Raw genomic sequence first — 25,513 nt, 5'->3', positions numbered from 1 at the left:
CTTTGGAATTTCATAAAGAACCGTGCGACCAATTATTCGACCACTGGGCACCGACATCGGGTATCGCTTTTCAAGACATTCACCAACAGCAAGCAAGCATAGTGGATGTAATTGATTAAAAAGGCGTAATGTATCGGAGAATCCGTCTTAAAAAGAGCCTTACATTCAAATGGCACCATCCAAAAACTGGATGGTGCCTGTCACCTGGAAAATACCTGGAAAAAGTCCAGGGAACAAAAAATGGAACAATCTATTTGATGCTTGTTGGACCAACAAGTGATGTAGGTGTTCGGTTGAGAATGAGGAGACAAATCTTTGCATATCCAATTGGTTCAAACTCTGTAAATAAGTGGGTAACGAGTTGGAAATTCGGGTTGTTTTTCAGAATTTGTACCTCATGTTGATACAAACTTAAAACGGAATCATAAACATTTCTCGGTTTATCCTCCGCGTGACAGTCTTGATTGAGTAAAATACAGCCTAGATAATGGTACTTAAATTGAAGCGCTCTCGTAAGATGGACAACATGTAAGAGCTTTTCGTAAAGAAATGGATGGTTCTGTTTTAAATGGTCAATGGTTTCTTTTGCTCCTTGTAACCGGTCAATACTTGGCAAAGTAATCATGACTTTTCCCCCTTCAATGTTTGGCTTGCCACTAGTAAAATCATTCTCCTTATTAAATAACACAGACTAAATTTTGAAACTGTTATAGAATATCCCCTGTTAATAAAAAGTGTAAGCCCCATCGTGTATCATGTAAAATGGTTAAATTTCATCGTAAAGATAGATGAAATCTATGTAACTGCTTACATAAAAAAGAACAAGGTTCAGCTTATAGAACTGAGCCTAGTTCTTCCTCCTCCATATGTAAATGATGCTTGGTAAATCGTAGCCATTCCTTAGCCGCAAAAGACAAGTACTGATTTTTTCTCCAAATCACGGCCAATTTCCAACGTATCTTAGGATTTATTACTTCGATTGAGCGGATATTTTTAGGTAAATGTCGACAAACACTTTCCGGAAGAAGCGCAATGCCTAATTTATTTGCTACCATTTGTTCAATAAATACCTGCTGAGTACTTTCAGAAATCACTGTTGGATGAAACCCAGCATTGTTGCAGGAAAGGAGAATACGATCATTTAGAACAAAATCTTTATTAAAAAGAATAAAAGATTCTTCTGCTAATTCTTCTAATTCAACTTGTTCTCGATATGCAAACCGGTGGGATGTGGGGATGATAAGTTTTAAATCTTCTTCAATAAATGGAAAATAATCAAACGTTTCATTGTTTGTCGGCAAAACCACAACGCCAAGATCGAGTAGGTTAGTTTCAACCGCTTCTTCAATTTTTTTCGAGCCATTTTCTACAAGTTGAAACGTAATGCCAGGATGTTGTTCATGAAATAACCCAATAATTTTCAAGAGCCTTTTTGCATCGAAAATAGGGGGAAGGCCGATTCGAATATGACCTCTTTGTAAGCCGGAAAGCTGATCTATCTGGGTTCCTAGATTATGAAACGCTTGATCTATTTGTTTAGCTTGTTCTAGAATGACCTTTCCGGCATCGGTCAAAATAAGCTGTTTACGAGACCTTTTAAAAAGAATAATCCCTAATTCTTCTTCAAGGTTTTTGATCATCTTACTAATTGTTGGCTGAGTAATAAACAATTGATCAGCAGCACGTGAGAAGCTCTTATACTTAGCAACTTCCAAAAAATATTGCAAATGCTTGATATCCAATTGGTCCACCTGCTTAGCTAAAGTTTTAAAAACGAGCACAACACTATTAAAATACTATTTTATCATAATATTCATAAATTTACTCCCAGAAAAATGGATGGTGCCAGGCACCATCCATTTATTTCCATATGAATAAAAATTTAGAAAATTAAATATTTTTAACGCAAGTTAGGAGGATTCAATTGGCGGTTAGAGAAGTTATCTAATTAGGGAGTAGCTTTTGTAGAAATTTAGTGGGAAAAGGAGAATGATGAAATGAAGGTTTGGCAAGTAAAGAAACTGGGCGATCCGCAAGATGTACTCAGTATTGAAGAAGTAGAAAAACCAGAATGGAAAGACAATGAGGTGCTAATTGAAGTAAAAGCGGTCGCGCTGAACTTTTTTGATATTTTACTATGCCAAGGTACATATCAAGAAAAGCCACCACTGCCGTTTACATTTGGTTCAGAAATATCTGGTGTTGTTTTAAAATGTCGGGAAGATGGTCCATTTAAAGTTGGACAAAAAGTAATGGCACAACCTGCAGCTCCGAAAGGCGGTCTCGCAGGTTATGTTTCGGTTGATGAATCGAGAGTCTACCCTATTCCTGAAAGCATGCCGTTTGATGAAGCCGCATCCTTATTTATTACTTATCATACATCCTATTACGCTCTTTTCAACAGAGCGGATATTCAAAAAGGAGAAGTACTCCTTGTTCACGCTGGGGCGGGTGGCGTCGGTTCAGCAGCCATTCAATTAGGAAAAGCGGCTGGCGCTTATGTCATTGCTACCGCGGGTGGAAAAGAAAAAACGCAAATCTGTAAAGAGCTTGGTGCCGATGTGGTGATTGATTATTTAACCGAAGACTTTGTCGAAGTAGTGAAAAAAGAAACAGGCGGCAAAGGGGCAGATGTGATTTATGATTCTGTTGGTGGAGAAGTGTTTGAACGATCGAAAAAATGCATCGCTTTCGATGGCCGTCTTCTCGTGATTGGGTTTGCTGGTGGAACGATTCCAACTATAAAAGCCAACCATGTTTTAGTGAAGAACTATTCAGTTGTCGGCGTCCATTGGGGGTATTTTAACCGTTTGTATCCTGAAAAAGTCGTCAAAGAGCATGAAAATATCATGAACCTTTATGAAGAAGGTAAAATTAAACCTTTGCTTTATAAAACTTTTGATTTTGAACAAGTACCTGAAGCGCTGCAATTACTAGGCGGTAGAAAGACTTGGGGCAAAGTTGTCATCAAAATGAACGAAACAAATCCATCAAACTGATAACTTAGATTAGAAAGGAACTTATGATGAAAGTAAAAGAATTGTTTGATCTCACCAATCAAGTTGCATTAATCACAGGTGGGGGACGTGGGTTAGGAGAACAAATTGCTGAAGTATACGCAGAAATGGGCTGTCATTTAGCCCTTTGTTCACGTAAAATAGAAAACTGTGAAGATGTCGCCGACCGACTATCAAAAGAATATGGCATCACTGCCCGGAGCTACTCTCTCGATGTGACAAGTGAATCACAGGTAGACGAGGTCGTAGGCCAAGTACTTACTGATTTTGGGAAAATTGATATTCTTGTTAATAATAGTGGCGCAACCTGGGGAGCACCAGTAGAAGAAATGCCTTTAGAGGCATGGAATAAAGTCATGAATGTCAATGTCACTGGAACATTTATAATGAGCAAGGCTGTCGGGAAACATATGATTGAGCAAAATTACGGGAAAATCATTAACATCGCTTCTGCTGCTGGTTTGACAGTCAGACCACCAGAAATAACCAATACCATCGGATATACCACTAGTAAAGCGGCGGTTATCCATTTTACGAAGGATTTAGCGATAAAATGGGCAAGGCATCAAATCTATGTTAACGCCATTGCTCCTGGGATGTTCCGGACAAAGATGACGAAAGGAACTTTGGACCAGAAAGAAGATTCTGTGCTTGAAACCATCCCATTAAATAAAATTGGTGATGAAAACATGCTAAAAGGCGCGGCGATTTATCTAGCGACCAAAGCAAGTGATTTTGTGACTGGCACTGTTTTGAGCGTTGACGGGGGAAGTACTTTATAATTTATATTAGTGGGAAGGTATTAGAATTTGATTCTATTACCTTCCTTTTTCATTAAGAAAATTATAGTTACAGTGAACTTGAATCTGTCTTTAGGTACATAAATCAAATTGAAAAATTAACAAACGACTAACTCTTCGACTGGAAAATCAGCAAGATGTTTGGTTAGATGATGATATGTAGTCATGTTTTTATCTTAGGCCCTTTTCCAAAACTTTGTTGCTTTTTAGAGTTAATATAAAATGATATAGCTATATTCATTCCAAGTAATTTAGAAACGGAGAAAGGAGCTTATAAACTAAGTAATAACGCAGAATAAAGCTTTTTTCGTGTTAAAACAAGCTTTCGGATTTTAACAACAATCTTTACGAGAATCGCTTTATCTTATAACCTTCAAGGAGAAATTGTCATGAAAGAAAATATGATTAGAAAGAGTAAAGAAATCATTCAAAATGCCAAAAACATTGTTGTTCTAACAGGGGCAGGTATTAGCACGGAATCAGGAATTAAGGATTTTCGATCGCGTACAGGGATCTATAATCGCGCACCAGAATCGATCCTTTCTTTAGATTTTTTCTATCGGCACCCAAGAGACTTTTATCAATTCGCTTTTGAGAATCTCTATCATCCCGACGCGGTTCCAAATAAAGGGCACGATATTTTGGCTAAATGGGAAAAAGAAGGAAAGGTCAGCCAAATTATCACGCAAAATATTGATGGTCTCCACCAAAAGGCAGGCAGCAAACATGTAATTGAATTTCATGGGACGATGAGAACTGCGACCTGTCTGAATTGTGGGGAAGTCTATACAACAGAAGAGTTAGAACGGAGCTTGAAAACAAACATAGAGTTTTATATCTGTGACAAATGTGATGCCTATGACGAGGAAGATCATTACATAAAACCAGATGTGGTCCTGTTTGGAGATGCTGGCCAGTGGTTTACCCCTGACGGTTTTGCTACGATTACAGATGTGATAAGACAGGCTGATTGTCTACTGGTTCTAGGTACGAGTCTACAAGTTACTCCGTTCTCAACATTTCCACAATACAAAGCGGACGGAATACCGATGATTCTAATCAATAAAGGTGATACCCCGTATGATTATGCACCCGATACCTATGTCATTCACGAATCAATCGGCGAAACCCTAACCCAATTAGTCGACTAATAAAATTTCCAATTTTATGGATGGTGCCTGGCACCATCCATATTATACCAACCAACAATCAATCGAGGAGAGGATACCATTGATACAGCAATTTCAGCGTGAAGAGAGTTTTGTTCAAGTTACAGGAGGAAAGGTTTGGTACAGACGCGTAACTAATTTAAACAAGGAGGAAGGAAATGGTACTCCTGTTGTCATAATACATGGTGGGCCTGGTTCTTCTTGCTATTCTTTGGAAGGTCTGGAGGAGCTAGCGACAAACCGTCCTGTGATTCTATACGACCAGTTAGGATGTGGTCGTTCTGAGCGCCCAACAGACCCTTCTTTATGGAAACTAGAACGATTTGTCTATGAATTAGCAGAAATTCGCAAAGCCCTAGATTTGGAAGAGGTAAATCTATTAGGACATTCGTGGGGAACCACGCTCGCCGCGGCTTACAGTTTAACAAAGCCAAGTGGAGTGAACAGTATCATTTTCTCGAGTCCCTGCTTAAGCGCTCCTCTATGGGAACAAGATCAGCGCCGAAACTTAAAAAAATTGCCTGAAGACGTTCAAGACGTAATATTAGCAAGTGAAGAAAATGGGACTACTGATAGTGAAAATTATCAAAAAGCTACAGCCATCTTCAATCAACATTTTGTTTGCCGATTAAATCCATACCCAGAACATTTAAAACAAGGGAAACATTTAAGAAATCCGGAAGTTTACAATATGATGTGGGGACCATCCGAGTTTACAGTAACTGGGAATTTAAAAAGTTTTGACTGTACACCCCGTCTAAATGAACTTAACTTTCCAACTCTATATACTTGTGGCCGTTTTGATGAAGCAACACCAGAAACAACCGAGCATTATAGCCGTTTGACACCAAACTCTCAAATCCACATCTTTGAACAAAGCGCCCATATGCCATATATTGAAGAAAAAGGCGAATATCTTCGAGTTATTCAAAGTTTCTTAAATTCAGTTGATTGAACACTAAATCACTAGGAAGGATTGTACCATTATGAACCTACCCACTATCCTCAACATTCTTTTGACTAGTTTCCTAGAATTGGTTTCACTCGTTGGGGTACTGGCGGTTGATGGGTTTATTTTAGGAGCGCTCGGACGATTTAACCAAAGGTTTTTAACGAGGGCTTTTGGAGCAAAAGGAATATTGCTCACCGCTTGGATTGGAACGCCAGTTCATGAATTGGGTCACCTCCTGCAATGTTTTATTTGGGGACACCGAGTCACTAACGTGAAGTTATTACAATTAAACGATCCAAATGGCGTTCTAGGTTATGTAGAGCATCACTATAATCCTAGGAGCCTTTACCATCAGGTGGGATTGTTTTTTATAGGTATTGGTCCGATTTTTAGCGGCGTGGGGTTCTTGATTCTTGGGATGTATTTTCTCATTCCCAACTCATATCAGGATTTAAGCTTTTATATTTTATATGAATTTTCCCTTGGAAACGGACTTCAAACAATAAGTGAAACATTATGGATCCTAACTAAAAGCATCTTTACCTTCAATAATGTCTTGAATCCAATGTTTTGGATTTACTTGATCTTGGCAGTCTGTGTTTCCGCACATATTTCGTTAAGTAAATCCGATATACGTGGTGCCACCAAAGGAGTACTTGCCATCTATCTTTTTTTGACTATCATTAACGGTATTACAACGGTAATAGGTTTAGATTCGACCTTGTGGTTTGATAAATTAATGCAATACAATGGGTATTTAATCGCTTTTTCCAGTATGGCCATTTTTTTCTCTCTCTTGGCTCTAGTTTGTAGCTATTTAGTATGGAGATTGAAGACAATCACTCAGAGGTTCTATTAAATGTCGATAATCTCTTATAAATCAACGACTTCTATACTATAAAAATAGATTACTAGCACAGAAGAATCATTATATGTTTTAATAGAAAAAGCATTTAAAATCTCTAGGAGAGACGAAACGGTGGCGAAATCAAAAAAGAAAAACATTCAAAGAAACTTTAATCTGGTTATCGTTGTATTTGGTTTTCTCTTTGTGACGGTCTTCATTCAACAGTTTTTTCAGAATCAGACTTCTGAAAAACAACCAGCCATTGTCCAAAAACGAATATCGAATAGTGTTGAATATTATATGCCCGTTTTGCGGGAAGAGTTGAAGAACGTAAATCTTGAACAATACACGGTTGTATTAGCAGCGATTATGGAACAAGAAAGTAGGGGGGAAGGTGGGGATCCGATGCAAGCATCAGAATCTGCAGGATTGCCACCTAACACAATTAAGGATCCCAATCAAAGCATTGCTCAGGGAGTCAAGCATTTCCAAGCTACACTGACTTATGGAAACGAAAAAAACGTAGACTTTCAAACGATTATTCAGGCTTATAATATGGGAAGTGGCTACATTGATTTTATCTCCCAAAGAGGCGGAAAGCATAGTATAGAGCTTGCGAAAGAGTTTTCTTCCATTCAAGTTGATAAAAATCCAGCTGTCTATAATTGCGGTGGTGATCAAAGCAATTTCCGCTATCCATATTGCTATGGAGATTTCAGCTATACAACAAAAGTAACCGCAAACATAGAAACCTTAACTGCGACAAACCCCGAATTACCCAACTTACGCGTAGAGTTGTAATCTTTATCAAACTTCGTCAATAAATCGACGATTTTGCCGGAAAGATTTGCAGGATTTTTTCCAAACATCTCGAAATAGGTAATAAAAAGGAGATGAGCGTATGGAGCAGGTTACCGAACAACTGTGGATTTGCTCTAAATGTGGGGAAAAGATTACCGATGAGGCTGAATTTATAGACAACCAAGGAGTTTGCGATGAATGTTACAGCCTACCAATTAAAAAGCGTATTGGAAAGCTACGATAAGAAATTATGGCAAAGCGGAGCTCTTAAAAACGCTTTGCTTTTTTATAGTAAGTTTAGTCTATGATGCGACTGTGTAATGTGAAAATATTTTTTCAGGTACGCATGGAAGCGGCCAAGTTGGAAATAATACTTTTAAGGACTTGTAGCTCAAATGGTCAGAGCGGTCAATCATTTCGGATAAATGGTTGGACATTTTGTGGGTTCGAATCCCACCAAGTCCTGTTTATCATGATGAAGAACAGAAGGAAATCAATTAGTTTCTAATAAATAATGCCTTTTGCATTGTTTCTTTTTTGTATTATTTGTATGAATATTCAAATTATAATCAAACGTTATTTATAGAATGATAGAATTAAAGGAACTTATTCAGAGGGGGATTTTAATGAGTCACTTACAACAATTTAACAATCAAATTCAAACTGAAGAACAATTACGTGAACTGTTAGGACATCCAAGTGAATTAGCAAGCAAGAAGGTGATTTCGTCCATAGATCAGAATTGTATGGATTTTATTGAATTGTCTCCTTTTATCGTTCTTTCTACCTCCGATCATTTAGGAAATTGTGATGTCTCCCCTCGTGGAGATGCACCTGGATTTGTGAAGGTGTTAAACGAAAAGGTCTTACTTATCCCAGAACGACCAGGAAATAAACGATTCGACTCACTCAGAAATATTTTAGGTAATCCACATATAGGCATACTGTTTTTCATCCCTGGTTTAGAGGAAACATTGCGTATAAATGGGAAAGCAAACATCATTAAAGATATCGACCTGCTTGAACAAATGCAAGCAAATGGGAGAACACCAACTTTAGCAGTTGCTGTTGAAGTAGAGGAGGCTTTCATCCACTGTGCCAAGGCATTTAAACGCTCGAAGTTATGGCAAGCTGACACTTGGACAAGTACAGAACACTTGCCATCTGCGGCCAGAATTCTTTATGAACACGCTAAACTGCCTGGAACGACCGCTGCCTCACTTGCGGAACGATTACAGGAAAGTTATCATAAGCGATTATATTAAATTTCATCTCTAGTTTATTTTAATGTGAACAGTATGGTTAAGTAGGAAATCTCGGCGTTTAATAAAAATTAGGTTTTGTTCTTCGCTTTTTGGTATAAAGGGGTTTAGTTACTAAATACTCACCAGCATCATTTTCCTTTTGTTGATTTTTATGAATGTTCTCTTTTTTTGAATAGTTAATTTTCTTAGTATCTCCTTGATTTCATCACATATGTAAGAACTACAGGAATCAGCTATTTTCTTTACAATTGGCCCTTTTCTCAAACATTGTTGCTTTTTTAAGAAAATTTAGAAGAGGAGAAAAGAGCTTAAAAACAAAGGAGTATCACAGAGAAAAGCTTATTTCTCGTTAAAATCGCCTTTAGTATTTTTAACAAACTTTACGAAACAGTACTACGATTAGAAGAATTTTTACTCTTCCTGAAAATACCCATAGAGTATCACGAGTTCTCCTCTACTTTTTGGAGATAGTAATAGTACATCATTTTTGAATGGAGGGGTTCGATGAGGCAAGAAAAAATCAATAAATACCGTTCCTTGCCTACAGAGGATTCAAAATACATTCAGCAACATTTAGCGAATGAGCGCACTTTTTTAGCTTGGGTTCGAACAGCGATTGCGATTATGGGTGTAGGGTTTTTGGTTACCAATTTACATGCGAATTTAGCGGAAAGGCTGTCGATTGGAGGAGATCAACTGGCAACCGTTATTGGGTTGTCGACAGTAGGGCTCGGGATTTTGACAGTATTAATGTCAATGATTGTTTATTTTAAAAAAATCCATTCTATTAACAGCCAGACATTTGTCTCCACAAAAGGCTATATAATTACATTGAGTACTGTAATTATTATCATCGGTTTATTACTGGCTGTTTATTTTCTAATGTTATAAATTATTATTATGGTTTTAGAAACAAAACACCGATATTTCCAGTAGGACCAAACGAACGTTCAAAACGCTTTTATTAGTCAGAGGCACCATGCATTGAATATAGGAAATAATGACCCTCGGTCTTTTTTTTAACTCTCCACATTTCTTTAGCTCTCATAGCAATGGTTGTACTTAATTTTTAGAAAAGCAACCAAGTGCACACCTTCAAATGTTTCAATCACTAAAACAAGGCCCTTGTACATTTTCAGAATTTTCATTATTATAGACGGTATACGGTCGACAATCTAACTAATTTCATCACCAGAGTAACCCACACTTTTTCGATCGTGATATATAAAGCGTGAGGAGTGTTACGATGGATCAACGTCTTAATTTTGAAAGTGCACGGGATCTCGCCACACAGATTAAACAACGAAAAGTCTCTGTCAGAGAAGTAATGGAAGCTCATTTATCACAAATAAATGATGTAAATCCGAAGGTCAATGCCATTGTTTCTTTAAACGAAGACATTGCCTTAGCATCGGCAAGCGCAGCTGATGATTTACTTGCAGCTGGAGCGGAAGTTGGTCCGCTCCATGGTTTACCAATTGTCATCAAGGATACACACAATGCAAAAGGTTTTCTTACCACATATGGTTCTCCGATCTTTCGTGATAACACCGCCACCTCTGATGATCTTCTTGTAGAACGGCTTAGAGCAGCAGGTGCTATTGTCATTGGTAAGTCAAATGTCCCTGAATTTGCTGCAGGTGCGCATACGTTTAATGAGGTTTTTGGTGTCACCCGTAATCCATATAACTTAGAAAAAACAGCAGGCGGGAGTAGTGGGGGAGCTGCAGTAGCCGTCACGTGCGGAATGGTTCCGTTTGCTGATGGAAGTGATATGGGTGGCTCTTTGCGCTATCCAGCTTGTTTTAATAATGTGGTAGGGTTAAGAACCTCTCCTGGGAGAATCCCTTATCCGAAAGCTTCATTGTACTCTCCTTTAGGGGTTCAAGGTCCAATTACGAGAGATGTTAAAGATGCGGCTTTTATGTTATCAGTGATGGCGGGTCCAAGTAATCGCTCACCTTTATCAATTGAGGAATCAGCTAGCCTATTTTTAACAGACTTTGACCTAGATCTAACTGGGGTACGGGTTGCCTGGTCTGCAGATTTGGGAGGGCTTATCCCAGTTGATCCACAAATAAAGAGGAACCTCGAAGAACAAGTAAAGATCTTTAATGATCTCGGCTGTGTAGTTGAAGAAGCTTGTCCAAATTTAAATGATGCTGAGGAGGTTTTCCAAGTCTTACGAGCTTACGAATTTGAACTTACCTATTCTAATCTATTTGACCGCTTTCGTGAGTTGATGAAGCCTAGTTTCATTTGGAATATGGAAAAAGGAAGAAAACTAAACGCAACCACCATTGGCCGTGCAGAAAACTTGCGCTACCAACTTTTTAATACAATGAGGAGTTTCTTTGAAAATTACGATGTGCTTCTTCTCCCAGTTAGCCAAGTCGCAGCATTTGACGCTGACCTTGAATATCCTCCTAGTATTAATGGAGTAACTATGCAAACTTATCTAGATTGGATGAGGTCTTGTTATTATATTTCCGCAGCTGGTAATCCTGCACTTTCTGTCCCAAGTGGTTTTACCACAGATGGTTTGCCACTAGGAATCCAATTAGTCGGTCCACATCGCGGCGATTACGAAGTGTTACGAATTGGAGCTGCGTTTGAAGTAGCAACAGGATATGGTAAGAAAAGACCGAATCTGGCAAATATAAAAAATCTGAACCAAGCATGACTCAACTATTCATGGGTCTTAACAAAGTTGGAATAAGGTACTCACCAAGTGCCTTATTCCATTCGAACAACCTTTTTAACAGTAGTCCTATTTTATAGTTGAAAAACTTTGTCATATAATCTAACAAACTCATATCCAAGTAGAAAAAGGAAATGATATGATTCTAACAACATCATAGAAAAAAGATTGTTAGAATATAAAGCAATCAGGGTCATAATTCATAGCTTTTTAAAAAATGGAATGTTTTGTGTTACTATTAAATAATATTATTAGAAAATTCAATATATTTAACAGGTGGTGAACAAATGGAACTTAACATTACCAGGATAAAGCAAGATTTTGACGGCATTCTCCAATTTAATCAAACTCCAGAAAAGGGCTGGACACGCTTTTCTTTTAGCGAAGAAGACAAGATGGCACGTGATTATTTAATAGGGGAACTTAAAAAGCTTGGAGTAGCGGTCGGAGTAGATGGGATAGGTAATATTCGAGCAAAATATGGATCCAACTTAAATCAACCTTCAATTATGATTGGTTCCCATATTGATACGGTCAAGCATGGTGGGAGATTTGATGGCTTGACGGGGGTTCTTGTTGCATTAGAAATGATCCGCGTTTTTAAAGAGGAAAATATACAGCTTAATCGTCCCATTGAACTTATTTGCTTTTCCGAAGAAGAAGGATCTAACTTTGGAATCACCATGCTTGGGAGCAAAGCGATCACGGGCAAACTGACGGTTGAGGATTTAAAAGAGATTAAAAATCCAGAGGGAGTTTCCGCCTATGAACTTGCGAAAGGATTTAGACTGGAGGTGGATCAACTTCCTGCACAAATTCTAAAACAAAATGAGATTGATTCGATGATCGAACTACATATTGAGCAAGGAGCAGTTCTCGAGCACAATGGAAAATCAGTTGGGATCGTGGAGGCAATTTCTGGTATGAGCACATATAAAATTACCTTAAAGGGTGACTCGAATCATGCAGGCACGACCCCGATGGAATATCGGTCAGACCCAATGGTTGGTGCTGCTGAAATCATTGCCTCTATTCAGAAAGCTGCAAAACACCGCGCTTTACCGACAACTGTTGCGACTGTCGGGAAAATAAAAGCTGAACCTAATGTTCCGAATATAATTCCACAACAGGTGGAGTTTTATGTAGACATCCGTGATGTGCAAAAAAAAGGGATCGAATTGGTTTCAATGGAACTAGAGGATATGACGAAACTAGTAGCAAACGAACATCGCCTGACAGCAATCATTGAAAAAATAGGAAGTTCTGAACCTGTTAAACTTTCATCTCGGTTAATCAAGAAGATGGAAGAATGTGTACAAGCTAACAATTCCGAAGCTATAAAGTTAAACAGTGGAGCGGTCCATGATGTAGCGATGCTAAAAGATGTTGCTGAAATTGGGATGGTTTTCATTCCAAGCCTGGCTGGTAAGAGTCATTGCCCAGAAGAATACACCGATTTTCAGGACATAAAATTAGGTGGGGACTTCTTGTTAAACGTGGTTTATACACTAGCAACTGAGACTCAAAAAGTGTGACCAAACGGAAAGTAACTAAAATTGTTGATGTTTTATGACTTTAAAAAAAATCGTTTAGAAAGGAGCTTTTACATGTTAGAAAACTTATTTGCTAGATTACAAGAACTTTACCCAGAGATGGTTAAAGTGCGCCGTGACCTCCATATGTATCCTGAACTCTCACATCAAGAGGTTAATACTCCTAAAAAAGTTGCCGAGTATTTAACCAATTTAGGGATAGAGGTTAGAACGGAAGTCGGGGGCAGAGGAGTTGTCGGATTATTAAAAGGAGGAAAGCCTGGAAAAACTGTTGCTTTACGTGCTGATTTTGATGCTTTGCCTATTCAGGAAGAAAACGATGTGGAGTATAAATCACAAATCCCTGGAGTAATGCATGCCTGCGGTCACGATGTCCATACTGCTGCACTCCTTGGGGTGGCGACCGTTTTAAGTGAAGTAAAAGAGCAAATCCCTGGCAATATCGTGTTTCTTCATCAATTTGCTGAGGAAGTGATCCCAGGGGGAGCGAAAGCAATGATTGAAGATGGTTGCCTTGATGGAGTGGATGTTGTGTACGGTGCACATGTTTCCTCCATTTCTCCACTAGGAGAGATTGGGGTCAAAGAAGGGGATGCAATGGCTGCAGGAGATACTTTTGAAATTGATATTTTTGGCAAAGGTGGCCATGCCGCAACCCCACATTTGACTGTCGATCCGATTACGGTGGGGAGTCAGTTGATTGTAAACCTACAACAAGTTGTCAGTAGGAAAGTGGATCCATTGAAACCAGCCGTCGTGTCTGTAGCTGCCTTTAATGCAGGGTCAGGTTTTAATGTCATTCCCGATAAAGCGAAAATTACGGGAACTGTTCGTACCTTCGATGAGGATGTACGTACGATGATTGAAGAGTTAATTGGCGATATTGTTGAGTCGTCTTGTAAAGGGATGGGTGCAACCGGTAAGTGTCAGTACGTTAGAGGCTATCCGGCCGTAAAGAACCATCCGGCAGAGACAAAAAGAATAGAAAGCCTGGCAATCAATTTGTTCGGTTCAGAGAACGTTCGAAAAATTCCTCCCCAAATGGGCATGGAAGATTTCGCTTATTATTTAAAAGAACGACCTGGTACATTTTTTTGGGTAGGCGGAGCATCGGATCTCATCGAGGAGTTTCCTCATCATCACCCAAAATTTAATGTAGATGAACGTTCGATTATTTTCATCGGGAAATTGTTCCTTTCAGCTGTTTTCGATTATTTAAAGGGAGGGGTAACCCATTCAAAGGTCGAAGGAATTTCAACAAAGTAAGGGAAAACCAATGGTATAAGACATTCCCATCTGTTAAGGTAACCAGAATTTCTCCTCTTCTGGTTACCGATTTCTCCTCGTATTTTTCCCACGGTATCTATTAAAATTTTATCGATTTTCACCAAAAGGAGGTCCTTTCAAGTGGAAGAAGTTTTATATTATGCAAACAGTACCCCGGTATGGATTATGGCCAGTATATTTGTCTTCATTGTCATTTTTCAAGCGCTCATTTTTCTAAAAATCGCAAGAAAAACAGCCCCGGAGATTGGAATGACCTCAGATGAAACAAAGCGGGCGATAAGAACAGGTTTTATAAGTAGTATTGGTCCATCGTTTGGTATTATGATTGTTATCATCTCGTTGATTGCTGTACTAGGAGCACCGATTACGTTAGCTCGTATAGGGATCATTGGTTCAGCTGCTACAGAATTAACGGCCGCTGGTATTGGAGCCAATGCTTACGGAGTGGAATTAAACTCACCAGACTTCGGGTTAGCAGCCTTTACAACGGTAGTATGGACAATGTGTCTTGGGGGAACTGGATGGTTGATCTTTACGGCATTGTTTACAAAGTCATTAGGAAAAGCCCAAAAAAAGATTGCAAGTAAAAACACAAAACTCATGACGATTGTTTCGACAGCAGCGATGCTTGGTGCGTTTGGTTATTTAGCTAGTCAACAAATGGCAAATGGGATTAGTGAATCCATTACGGCGATCATATCAGCTCTTACTATGATGATTTTATTAACCATCGCGAAAAAGAGCAACATTCGCTGGCTTTCTGAGTGGGCGCTCGGCATTTCGCTCGTAGTTGGTTTGACCGTAGGCTATTTAACAAGTTTAATATAAGTTTGATAAATGAGAGTCAATTTTTGAATTAGGAGGGATGTACGTGGCAGTATCGAGAACAGTAGACGTAAAAGGTAAGTCAATTGAAGCTCGTTCTGAAACAATGGGGATGGAAGCTTTTCACCATCAATCCGATTTTTGGGGTAGATTAACGTTATGGATTCTTACTGCGGTATCGTTCCTTCCGCCCTTATACTTCTCATTTGTATTAGGGTATCATCCGGGGTGGTCTGCTATCTTAGGTGGACTCATTGGATATGCTGCTTTTATTGGTGTGATGTGGTTTTTAGAACCAATCACTTACTATCCAGTGCTAGGAAAATCAGGTACGTATATTGCCTTCCTAACAGGGAATATTGCAAATATGTGTATGCCATGTTCTGCTTCAGCACAAGAAGCCGTAGGAGCGGAACCAGGAACGAAAAAGGCAGAAATTGCTGGTACTCTAGGGATTGCTACAGCATCGTTAACGAACATTATCGTAGTCGTCATCACCGTACTTGGCGGCACGGTACTCTTAACCATTATTCCACAGCCTGTCCAAGAGGCGTTGAAGTATATATTACCAGCGATTTATGGAGGTGTTCTTGGTCAGTTTGCTTTAAAAAAACCATTATATGGCCTAATTGCCTTGGTGATAGGCGTGGCCATCCTGTTTTCACCAATTCCATCATTGTTTAAATTGGTTCTATGCGTCGGATTAACCGTATCGGCAGTTCTAATGATGGAAAAAATTAAAGAAACAAAAATCTCTTAAATACAAAAGATGCAGGGCATGTTGTGCCTTGGATCTTTTTGTATTTAAGAGAAAGCGTTCAATGTTCAAAATCGATTTCCATCCCATATTTCCTTCTGGCATATCTTACCTCTAATTTCCTAATCTCCTAAGAATTATTTAAAGACAAGATCTTAATCAATAAGAATTTACCAGGGTTTGGATCTACCGACGACTAGAATCAAGCCTTTTTCTAATTCTGATAATAAACTGCCTAGGATTAGAAATAAAAGTTATTTAACCGTTTATTTTCAATATTTAGTCATATTGAGACAAGCCTAACGTAATATTAGAATAGGGGGCTTATTTAACTTTTTAACTATATTAAACGAAAGGGTATGAAAGGAGGAAATGGTTTGTTAAAATCCGTTACATTATTTTTTGATCGAATTGTACAAAGATATTTGCCTGATGCGTTTTTATTTGCCATTATTTTAACAATTGCTGTGTTCCTATTGGGTATCGGCCTAACTGACAGTACACCGTTTGATATGGTTCAGCACTGGGGTGCTGGATTTTGGGACTTGTTAGCATTTGCAATGCAGATGTCTTTAATTGTTGTGACAGGATATGTGTTGGCCAATAGCCCATTTTTTGAATCTCTACTAGGAAGATTAGCTCGTCTAGCTAAGAGCCCTGGGCAAGCAATTTTATTAGTTACGTTCATCACGTCGATTGCTTGTTTAATCAATTATGGGTTTGGGTTAGTTATTGGGGCGCTATTTGCCAGACATCTGATTAAGCAAGTGCCCACGACTAGTTACCGCGTGGTTGTTGCGAGTGCATACACAGGCATGTTGCTTTGGCATGGGGGACTGTCCGGTTCGATTCCATTAACCATCGCGACACAAGGACATTTCTTAGAGGAAACGATGGGGACCATTCCTGTCGCATCTACTTTATTTTCAAGTTTTAACGTGTTTATCGTCATTACACTTTTGATAACGCTTCCAATCCTGAATTTTTTTTTACTAAGAATCATTGAAAGTACGGAAAAAACGGACTTGCGTTTAGCACAAAATCAAAAAGTGATTACTGCAGATGAAGCGAAAAGTTTGCAACCAACGGAAACTATTCATTCTAATCTAACACCGGCAGAAAAGCTGGAGAATAGTAGACTTGTTTCTCTAATAATCGGGGTGTTAGGACTAGTTTTCATCATTGCTTACTTTGTACAAAATGGCTTAGATTTGAATATCAATATCGTAAACTTTATTTTTCTCTTTTTAGGAATATTGTTTCATCAAACACCAAAACGTTTTTTAAACTGTGTTAATGATGCGGTTAAAAATGCTGGGGGAATTATCGTCCAATTTCCTTTTTATGCAGGAATTATGGGTATGATGGTCAGTTCCGGTTTATCTGAACAAATGTCAATGTGGTTTGTTGACATATCTAATGAATTTACGTTCCCATTATTCACCTTTATTAGCGCTGGAGTTGTAAACTTCTTTGTTCCTTCTGGCGGTGGACAATGGGCTGTACAAGGTCCAATCATGATTCCTGCTGCACTTGAACTTGGAGTTGATACAGCAAAGACAGCTATGGCTGTCGCATGGGGAGATGCTTGGACAAATATGATCCAGCCGTTCTGGACACTCCCATTATTAGCGATTGCTGGATTAAAAGTAAAAGACATTATCGGGTTTTGCGTCATAGCGATGCTCTGGTCGTTCATTCCAATTTCCATTGGATTGCTATTCTTATAAAAGTTAGAGAGCGTACTCAAAGCTAAACTTCGAGTACGCTCTATTTATGCATCTAGTGCTGGCTTTAATAGATTTTGATGGTTTTCTATTAATATGCTTTTCGCTTTTTCAAACTCTCCTCTATGGATGAAATCCAAGATTTGACGGTGTTCTTGTAGTGATTTCTTTCGATTCGCTTTTCCTTCAAAAGTAATTCTCTGTAAGGAGGTTAGGGGGAGCCCTAAACGCGCATACATCATTCTAATAATCTCACTGTTGCTCATCTCGATGATTGCCATATGAAACTTTTGATTAAGTTTCGTATACTCCATTGGATTTTCATTTTCATTTTCCATTTTTGCCTGGAGTTCTTCCATTGTTTGGAGAATACTCTCTGAGGCACCTACTTTTGTAATTCGATCCAAAGCCAATGTTTCGAGAAACATACGAATCTCTAATAGGTCAATTTTATCCTGAGCGGAATAGCCTTTCACGACAGAACCTTTACGTGGTATTCGCTCGACGAGCCCATCTATCGTTAGTAAATAAAATGCCTCTCGAATCGGTGCTCTACTTGTCCCAAACTCCTCAGCGTAATTTGTTTCAATCAATTTATCTCCAGGCTGTAGCTTGCCAGTGATTATTTCTTCTGTTATTTGCTCAGCAATTAACCTTGATAATGAGTTATTGTCAAAAAGTTTATTTCCCATAGTCATTGCCCCCTTACCAGCCGTGTTTCCACTAAATTATTATCTTAACAATACCAAAGATTATCAAAATTTCGAAGGGAACTTATCTTAAAATAGAGAGATTTCTTAAATTAAACAAATGAAACAGAGACGGGAAAACTCTGTTTCATTGTTCAGCACGTATTTTTGCTTTAGTTAAATAATAAATTCGGGAGCCAAGTCACGATTTCAGGGAACACCGTAAATAAAGCGATTGCCACAAAGATAACGCCTACAAACGGAAGGGACCCTTTAATAATATCTGAAGTAGGGATATCAGGTGCAATTCCTTTAACAACAAATAAGTTTAAGCCTACTGGTGGAGTAATTAAGCCCGCTTCCATATTTAACGTCATAATGATACCAAACCAGATAGGGTCAAACCCGAGACCGACAATGATTGGATAGATAATAGGCGCGGTCATCAAAATGATTGCTGCTGGTGGAATAAAGAATCCTAATACTAATAGGAAGATATTAATGAAAATCAACACTAGCCATTTCGACATATCGAGCCCAATAATAAACGTTGCCAAATCCTGTGGCACGGATAAAAAACTTAAAACTGTACCAATTAAAGCTGAAAACGCTGTAATTAACAAAATCATAGTACTTTCTTTCGTTGTTTCTAAAAGCATGTGGACTAGTTTTTTCCATGTTAATGATCGATAAAACACGATGATCATAATCAAGGATAGAACTGCTCCAACTGCTGCCGCTTCACTTGGAGTGGCTAGCCCAGCATATAACGTATATAGAATACCTAAAATTAAAAGCAAGAAAGGAATTACCTTGATTAAGGAAGCGAATCGTTCTTTCCATGGATAAGTTGTCACATAGGTCGCACCTTCAGGCGAACTTACGGAGATTCCTTTTCTTTCAAGGCGGACAGCAATGACAATCCAAAGACAGAATAAGAGCGTTAAGATAATTCCAGGAATGACACCAGCAAGGAAGAGTTGACCAATCGATTGTTCAACTGCGACTCCATATAGAATTAACACAACACTAGGAGGGATTAAGATTCCGAGTGTTCCTCCAGCAACAATTGCTCCTGTCGCAACAGCATTCGAATAACCACGCTTTTGCATTTGCGGAATTCCTGTTTTTCCTATCGCTGCGGCTGTCGCAGGACTTGATCCTGATAATGCAGCAAAGATTGCACAGGCAATTACGCTACTAACGGCCAGACCACCTGGAATTCTCGATGTCCATTTTTGGGCAGCTTCAAATAAATCTACACTAGCTTTTGAGTTTGCAAATAAAGCTCCCATGAAAACAAACAAGGGGATAGCTAATAAGGTAAAATCATTAATCGAACCAAAGATAAAATCTCCTAACATGTCAAATTGAACAGGATCTAGAAAAAGCAAAATAGACGCAACAGAAATGATTCCTAAGGCAAAAGCAATGGGAATTCCAGTCAGCATTATGAGTAAACCGGATATACCTATAAATGCACCAATCGCCAATGAACTCAAAGAGATTCGCTCCTTTCATACCAACTATAGTAGGTCGGAAATATCAATTTACATTGTAGTTGTTTGATCTTGATCAGAATCGACCTTTTGATGACTTTTTAATTTCTTGTATTCATCATAAATAATCACAATAAATTGCAAACTGACTAGTGACATTCCTAACGGAAGGATAAAATATGGGTAAGTAAGCGGGGGAGCCCAAACCGTACTAGACTTCCAGCCCATTTCAGTTGCATGATACCACATTTCCCATGCCTTCCATGCGACGACAATCGTTAATAATAAACTAAAAGATGATGTAATAATTTTCATAATTGATTGCCCTTTAACCGGTAATTTATTAACAAGAACATCAATTCCAACATGTGAATTGTGTTTAAGTCCGTAAGCCGCCCCAACAAAGGTCGTAAACATTACTAGGTAGGTTGAAAATTCGGTTTGCCATATCGTGGAATGCCCGAAAAAATACCGAACAATAACTTGATGAACAATCACCAATGTTGCAAGGAGTATCATTAATCCACTAATATAACCACTTACTTCGCTTAACCAATCAATGGCGCGAATCCATACCGGCTTTTTATTCGCCATTTGTAAGTTCCTCCTTTTAAAGAACGTGTTTAAGCATTTTGAAAGGCTTTTTCCGTAAAGATTTGGTAAAATCCTAAAGCCGATTTCAATGTGAAAATGTCATTTCGTAAGTTGCAAATAAAATTTGCTAGAAGCTAATTTTGTATAATATCGTACATTCAGTAGTATTTTTTCTTCAAAAGCAATAACATTTGAGAAAAAAGCTTTTTGAAAAGAAAAGCTGCGTAGAAATTACGCAGCTTTTAATTTTTAGCCGAAAGGGAGTCTACTCCATTTGATTTACTTCCTTTGCAAGGTCAATTAGCTCCTGGCCACCTTCAACTTCTGCAGCAAACTTTTCCCAAATTGGCTCGGAAAGTTCAACCCATTTTTGATAATCTTCATCGCTCATATCGACAACATTGACATCGTTTTCTTTGAAAATTTTTGCTACATTTTCATCATCCTCAATGGAAGCCTCATAAGCCCACGGCTGTAATTCTGTTGCCACCTCTTCAAAAATTTGTTGCTGTTCAGGTGTTAATTTTTCCCATGTTGAAGTTGATATCACAAGTGGTTCAAACATAAACCAAAACGTATTTTCTAATGAAGTCGTAAAAGAATCAACTTGTTCGTATAATTTATACGCTGCAAACGAAGAGTTGGAGGTAACCGCCGCATCCAATAGATTCGTTTGGAATCCTGAGTAAATTTCGGAGGAAGGCATACTAGTTATCCCTGCTCCTGCTTTAGCTAACATCTCTTCAACCATTTTGCCGGCCGCACGCATTTGTGCCCCTTCTTTCACATCCTCAGGTGCTGTTATGGGATCTCCTTTTGTTCCAATTGCACCTGCATTCCACACCCAAACTAGAATTTTAAGGCCATTTTCCTCGGCTATTTCTTCAACCTTTTTCCCAATCTCACTTGTTTCCCACGCAATCGCTTGATCGTGGTTTTTAACCAAGGCAGGCATCAGTGTAATCCCGAATTCAGGCACTTTTCCTCCCGCATAATCAAGCGGGTAAACGGACATATCAGAGGCTCCTTTAAGCATCGATTCATACTGTTCTGCAGCTTTTACCAGTGAGTTTGCTGGATATTGTTGTATTTTCACTTGACCATCTGTTCGTTTTTCGACTTCTTCAGCAAATTTTACGGCCAGCCTTGAGCGGAAATCTCCTTCATCTGCAGTAGCTTGTGGCCATTGATGGGATAACTTTAAGGTGATGGGTTTGCCACCAGCATCTCCACTTGAATCTCCGGAACCGCTGCTACCTTTGCTAGAGCAAGCTGCTAACACGCCAAAGATTAATAAGGCAACCAATCCAATGCTTAAAAATGATTTACTTTTTTTCACCAGATTTCCCCCTTTATAAATTGATAACGCTTTCTTTTTTAAAAACAAGAAGCAATAGGTAATAAATCACCTCCAACTCTCATATAAAGTCGAATACAGGATACTGTCGACAATCTATCTAATTTTCATCTTAAGGATAAATAACCAAAAAATCAATAATAAAATTGAAAATTAAATAAATTCTAAAAATTTGTTGAATTAGACAATAGAATATATTACGATGAAGTCAATCAAAATTAATCGACTGTCGACAATATAAGCTATGTTCAATAAAAAAAGCGGTCTTTAAAACTTTTATATTTATATTGTCGACAATATACAAAATTAAGGAGTGAGCACAATGAGGGTTACGATTAAACGGACTGAAAAAGACGGAAAAATCACGCTTCAAGAAAGCGGTGGTTTTGCGATTGTCACAATTAACCGTCCAGATTTAAAAAATGCGTTAACCAATCGGATGTGGAAGGACCTAGCTGCCATCGGCAGGCGTATTCCCGAAAACCCAAAAAACAAAGTAGTTATTTTACGCGGAAGTAAAAATCATTTCACTGCAGGATCAGATATTAAGCAGTTTAATAATCTTTCGATTGATGAAGCAAATGAAGCGTTTCGACTAATGGAAGAAGCAATTGCGACATTTGAAAAGATCCCATTGCCAACAATAGGAGCTATCAATGGACCAGCGATGGGAGCCGGTTTTGAATTAGCGCTTGCTTGTGATATCAGAGTTGGTAGTCCTAACACGCTAATGGGTATTCCAGTTGGTCGACTCGGGATTACCTTAAATCAAATGTTTGCGAAGCGAATCGCGGATATGATTGGTGAAAGCCGTACGTTAGATTTAGTTTATACCGGTCGCTTGCTGAAACCAGATGAATGTTATGACCTAGGACTGCTTAATTATCTTCTAGAGACAGATGAGGATATTAATTCTTTCACGATCCAAATCGGAAAAAAAATCATGGAGCAATCCCCAGCCTCAGTTCTTGCGGTAAAAAGAGCTGTTGCGTTTAACAATCCAACAATATCGATTCCGTGGGAAACGGGTTTGGGCTCAAGTGTGGACCCAGTCGATTTTCCTGAAGGTGTACGGTCATTTGTTGAAAAAAGAAAACCAAACTTTCAAAGGAGAGTATTCTAATGCAACCATTAACTGGAATAAAAGTCATTGATTTAACACGTATTCTAAGTGGCCCTTATTGTACAATGACTCTTGCTGATTTAGGGGCAGAAGTCATCAAAATTGAAACACCAAATGGAGACGATACTAGACAATGGGGTCCACCATTTATTGAGGACGAAAGTGCGTATTTTTTAAGCGTCAATCGTAATAAAAAAAGTATGGTTCTAAACTTAAAAGAGGAGAAAGGCAAGGAAGTATTTTTTAAATTAATTAAAGACGCAGATGTTGTAGTTGAAAACTTTCGCCCAGGAACTTTGAAAAAGTTGGGGATTGATTATGAGGTATTAAAACAACATAACAAAGGGATTATCCTCGCTTCAATCTCTGGATTTGGGCAAACCGGGGCGTACTCCCAAAAGCCTGGTTACGATATATTAGCTCAAGGAATGGGCGGATTAATGTCCGTAACTGGAGAACCGGGACGCCGACCTGTGAAGGCTGGGTTTTCTATCGCTGATGTCGGAACGGGCATGTGGGCTGCATTTGGGGTTTTGGTAGCTTTACACGAGCGTAACACCTCAGGAGAAGGGCAGTGGATTGATACAAACTTACTGGATACCGTTGTTTCATGGCAAACTTATCTTGCAGGTAATTATTTTGCATCAGGTAAAGACCCGCAACCTCTTGGTGATGCCCATCCTAATATTGTCCCATATCAAGGATTTGAAGCATCTGATGGTCATTTCATGATTGCGGTCGGTAATGATAACTTATGGAAAAACTTTGTAGAAGTGGTCGGGCTACAAAGTTTAAGGGACCCTAAATATGCAACAAATCCACAACGTGTTGAGAAACGCCATGAGTTGATTCCTCTTTTAGAAGAAGTGTTCCAAACTAAAACGGTAAATGAGTGGATTGCTTTATTTGAACAAGCAAAAATCCCTTGTGGACCAATCAATAAAATGTCTGATATTTTAAATGATCAACATCTAATTGAACGGGAAATGGTGGTTGAAAAAGAACATCCAAAGCTTGGGTCCATTAAAATGCTGGGAACGCCAGTGAAGTTTTCACGTACACCTGGAGAAATAAAATCCGTTCCACCTGAATTAGGAGAACATACAAAGGAAATTCTAAGTAGCTTAGGATATAGTGAGGAAGAGATTCGTCGTTTAAGTGAGTTAAATATAACATCATCCGCTAAAGCTAAAGTATAAATTTACGTTTTTAGCTCATGATTTAACTGAATTTTCAAAATAGAGGTGTTCAATGAAAGCTGTATATGTAAGTCAGTTTGGTGGACCAGAAGTGTTAGAAGTGGTAGATACAGATATTCCTACTGTAGGGCCGAGTCAAGTGTTAATCAAAGTAGCAGCAGCTAGTGTGAATTTCGCAGATGTAAAAGCAAGACAAGGAAACTATCATGGCAAAGGACAGCCGCCGTTTATTCCTGGGCTCGATGTCGCTGGAACTGTAACAGCCGTCGGAAAAGATGTTTCAGAGCTTCATATCGGCGATCGAGTGATTTCCTTTCCTCGCGAGGGCTCTTATGCAGAGTATTGTGTCGCTGATGAGATCGTTACTTACCCCATATCGGATGAAATCTCTTTTGATGTCGCAGCTGCTTGTCCCGTTGTAGCTGTGACGACTTACCAATTACTAGCGAAAGTGGCGAAGTTACAAACAGGAGAAAAAGTCGTTGTTCATTCTGCATCAGGTGGTATTGGGACTACAGCAATACAAATGGCGAAGATTTTGGGGGCAGGGAAAGTGATCGCGACTGTTGGAAGCAAGGAAAAAGCAAACGTTTGCTACCAAGCAGGTGCGGATGCGGTTTTGAATTATAGGAACGACACACTAGAGAATGAAATTCGTAGTTTGACGGATGATGTAGGGCCAGACGTTATTCTCGATCCGATTGGCGGTGAATTATTTGAAAAGAACCTAAACATATTAGCCCCATTTGGACGGATTGTGTGCTTCGGTGGTGAATCAGCTTCGTTCCAAACAGGGAATCTTCACAAAACCTGTCGCTCCGTTTTAGGTTACAGTTTGGGTACCCATCTAAAAGAACGACCAGAAACGTTAAAATCGAGTGTGTTACAAGTATTGGAGTATGTACAACAAAAACATCTGAAGCTATTCATTGGTGAAAAATTTCCTCTTCAGGAGGCAATAAAGGCTCATCAGTGGATGGATAGTCGCAAAAGTACAGGGAAAATCCTATTGGTTCCATAAGGCTTTTTGCATAAAGTGTTTTTGTTGAAGGCTCTTTTCTCAAACATTGTTGTTTTTTAGAAAAAATATAGAATGATTTAGGATGATTCTATTCAAATTTGTTTATAAGAGAAGAAAAGAGCTTAAAAACTAAGTAGTTTCGCAGAGAAAAGCTTATATCTCGTTAAAATCGGCTTTAGGGCTTGAACAACAAACTTTACGAAAAAAGACTTGTTGAAAAACCAAACAAACGAGGCGTAATGTTGTAGGTTGAAGATACTAGCAAGATTTGTCGCTAAGTACAATCTACACTCCAGTTACTTTTGAAAAAAGTAAAATAGTTTGTGAAAA

The 25,513-nt window shown here is 38.7% G+C and carries 24 protein-coding genes and 1 tRNA gene; 19 read left to right on the top strand and 6 right to left on the bottom strand.

All coding sequences use genetic code 11. The features are described from left to right. Positions 1-250: 250 nt before the first annotated feature. Positions 251-625, bottom strand: coding sequence for a hypothetical protein (locus tag M3182_RS02130; RefSeq protein ID WP_251433554.1), 375 nt, complete (start codon positions 623-625; stop codon positions 251-253). A gap of 208 nt (positions 626-833) precedes the next feature. After that, positions 834-1,742, bottom strand: coding sequence for a cidABC operon transcriptional activator CidR (gene cidR / locus M3182_RS02125; RefSeq protein WP_251433557.1), 909 nt, complete (start codon positions 1,740-1,742; stop codon positions 834-836). 255 nt (positions 1,743-1,997) lie between these two features. Between cidR and M3182_RS02120 the strand changes: the two genes are divergently transcribed. The 16 genes from M3182_RS02120 (at position 1,998) to M3182_RS02045 (ending at position 17,704) form a co-directional block, all read left to right on the top strand. Next, positions 1,998-2,999 carry an NADPH:quinone oxidoreductase family protein gene (locus M3182_RS02120; RefSeq protein WP_251555966.1) on the top strand — a complete coding sequence of 334 codons (1,002 nt, stop codon included), beginning with the start codon at positions 1,998-2,000 and terminating at the stop codon, positions 2,997-2,999. A gap of 26 nt (positions 3,000-3,025) precedes the next feature. Beyond that, complete coding sequence (locus M3182_RS02115) at positions 3,026-3,799, top strand: SDR family oxidoreductase (RefSeq protein ID WP_251433902.1); 774 nt, start codon at positions 3,026-3,028, stop codon at positions 3,797-3,799. A 407-nt stretch (positions 3,800-4,206) separates the two neighbouring features. Continuing rightward, positions 4,207-4,968 (top strand): NAD-dependent protein deacylase, encoded by a 762-nt coding sequence (locus M3182_RS02110; protein ID WP_251433563.1) that lies wholly within the window; start codon positions 4,207-4,209, stop codon positions 4,966-4,968. A 79-nt stretch (positions 4,969-5,047) separates the two neighbouring features. Beyond that, positions 5,048-5,941, top strand: coding sequence for a proline iminopeptidase-family hydrolase (locus M3182_RS02105; protein WP_251433566.1), 894 nt, complete (start codon positions 5,048-5,050; stop codon positions 5,939-5,941). Positions 5,942-5,972: 31 nt separating this feature from the next. After that, positions 5,973-6,797, top strand: a complete 825-nt coding sequence (locus M3182_RS02100; protein WP_251555965.1) for a hypothetical protein — start codon at positions 5,973-5,975, stop codon at positions 6,795-6,797. A 120-nt stretch (positions 6,798-6,917) separates the two neighbouring features. Then, entirely contained in the window at positions 6,918-7,586 is a 669-nt protein-coding gene (locus tag M3182_RS02095) for a lysozyme family protein (RefSeq protein WP_251555963.1), read from the top strand. A 100-nt stretch (positions 7,587-7,686) separates the two neighbouring features. Continuing rightward, the gene (locus M3182_RS02090) at positions 7,687-7,830 is read left to right on the top strand and encodes a hypothetical protein (protein WP_251433575.1); all 144 of its coding nucleotides are present in this window, start codon (positions 7,687-7,689) and stop codon (positions 7,828-7,830) included. A 136-nt stretch (positions 7,831-7,966) separates the two neighbouring features. Further along, positions 7,967-8,051, top strand: a tRNA-OTHER gene (locus M3182_RS02085). Positions 8,052-8,212: 161 nt separating this feature from the next. Continuing rightward, positions 8,213-8,851, top strand: a complete 639-nt coding sequence (locus tag M3182_RS02080) for a pyridoxamine 5'-phosphate oxidase family protein (protein WP_251555961.1) — start codon at positions 8,213-8,215, stop codon at positions 8,849-8,851. A gap of 504 nt (positions 8,852-9,355) precedes the next feature. Beyond that, the gene (locus M3182_RS02075; RefSeq protein ID WP_251433577.1) at positions 9,356-9,742 is read left to right on the top strand and encodes a YidH family protein; all 387 of its coding nucleotides are present in this window, start codon (positions 9,356-9,358) and stop codon (positions 9,740-9,742) included. A 355-nt stretch (positions 9,743-10,097) separates the two neighbouring features. Further along, a complete protein-coding gene (locus M3182_RS02070) occupies positions 10,098-11,534 on the top strand; it encodes an amidase (RefSeq protein WP_251555960.1) in 1,437 nt (478 codons plus the stop codon). Between the two features lie 305 nt (positions 11,535-11,839). Beyond that, the gene (locus M3182_RS02065; RefSeq protein WP_251555959.1) at positions 11,840-13,087 is read left to right on the top strand and encodes a M20 family metallo-hydrolase; all 1,248 of its coding nucleotides are present in this window, start codon (positions 11,840-11,842) and stop codon (positions 13,085-13,087) included. A 72-nt stretch (positions 13,088-13,159) separates the two neighbouring features. After that, entirely contained in the window at positions 13,160-14,371 is a 1,212-nt protein-coding gene (locus tag M3182_RS02060; RefSeq protein WP_251555957.1) for a M20 metallopeptidase family protein, read from the top strand. A 141-nt stretch (positions 14,372-14,512) separates the two neighbouring features. Further along, positions 14,513-15,220 (top strand): DUF5058 family protein, encoded by a 708-nt coding sequence (locus M3182_RS02055; RefSeq protein ID WP_251555956.1) that lies wholly within the window; start codon positions 14,513-14,515, stop codon positions 15,218-15,220. A gap of 43 nt (positions 15,221-15,263) precedes the next feature. After that, a complete protein-coding gene (locus M3182_RS02050; protein ID WP_251555951.1) occupies positions 15,264-15,977 on the top strand; it encodes a small-conductance mechanosensitive channel in 714 nt (237 codons plus the stop codon). A gap of 374 nt (positions 15,978-16,351) precedes the next feature. Continuing rightward, positions 16,352-17,704, top strand: coding sequence for a short-chain fatty acid transporter (locus M3182_RS02045; RefSeq protein ID WP_251555950.1), 1,353 nt, complete (start codon positions 16,352-16,354; stop codon positions 17,702-17,704). 44 nt (positions 17,705-17,748) lie between these two features. Here the strand turns inward: M3182_RS02045 and M3182_RS02040 are convergent, their stop codons facing one another. The 4 genes from M3182_RS02040 to dctP form a co-directional block, all read right to left on the bottom strand. Continuing rightward, positions 17,749-18,393, bottom strand: a complete 645-nt coding sequence (locus M3182_RS02040) for a GntR family transcriptional regulator (protein WP_251555948.1) — start codon at positions 18,391-18,393, stop codon at positions 17,749-17,751. Positions 18,394-18,563: 170 nt separating this feature from the next. Next, positions 18,564-19,892 (bottom strand): TRAP transporter large permease, encoded by a 1,329-nt coding sequence (locus tag M3182_RS02035; protein ID WP_251555946.1) that lies wholly within the window; start codon positions 19,890-19,892, stop codon positions 18,564-18,566. A 48-nt stretch (positions 19,893-19,940) separates the two neighbouring features. Beyond that, positions 19,941-20,483, bottom strand: coding sequence for a TRAP transporter small permease subunit (locus M3182_RS02030; protein ID WP_251433595.1), 543 nt, complete (start codon positions 20,481-20,483; stop codon positions 19,941-19,943). 265 nt (positions 20,484-20,748) lie between these two features. Further along, positions 20,749-21,822 carry a TRAP transporter substrate-binding protein DctP gene (dctP, locus tag M3182_RS02025; RefSeq protein ID WP_251433597.1) on the bottom strand — a complete coding sequence of 358 codons (1,074 nt, stop codon included), beginning with the start codon at positions 21,820-21,822 and terminating at the stop codon, positions 20,749-20,751. 340 nt (positions 21,823-22,162) lie between these two features. Between dctP and M3182_RS02020 the strand changes: the two genes are divergently transcribed. From M3182_RS02020 to M3182_RS02010, 3 genes are read left to right on the top strand one after another with little or no spacing between them, the layout of a single operon-like run. Continuing rightward, positions 22,163-22,963, top strand: coding sequence for an enoyl-CoA hydratase/isomerase family protein (locus M3182_RS02020; protein ID WP_251555944.1), 801 nt, complete (start codon positions 22,163-22,165; stop codon positions 22,961-22,963). Beyond that, on the top strand, positions 22,963-24,162 hold the full coding sequence (locus tag M3182_RS02015) for a CaiB/BaiF CoA transferase family protein (RefSeq protein ID WP_251555943.1): 1,200 nt from the start codon (positions 22,963-22,965) through the stop codon (positions 24,160-24,162). The genes M3182_RS02020 and M3182_RS02015 overlap by 1 nt, the downstream gene beginning before the upstream one ends. A gap of 52 nt (positions 24,163-24,214) precedes the next feature. After that, positions 24,215-25,183 (top strand): quinone oxidoreductase family protein, encoded by a 969-nt coding sequence (locus M3182_RS02010; protein WP_251555942.1) that lies wholly within the window; start codon positions 24,215-24,217, stop codon positions 25,181-25,183. Positions 25,184-25,513: the final 330 nt, after the last annotated feature.

It is taken from the genome of Mesobacillus maritimus (assembly GCF_023715205.1).
GTDB lineage: Bacteria > Bacillota > Bacilli > Bacillales > Cytobacillaceae > Mesobacillus_B > Mesobacillus_B maritimus_C.
This window is presented reverse-complemented; position numbering and strand designations above follow the sequence as displayed.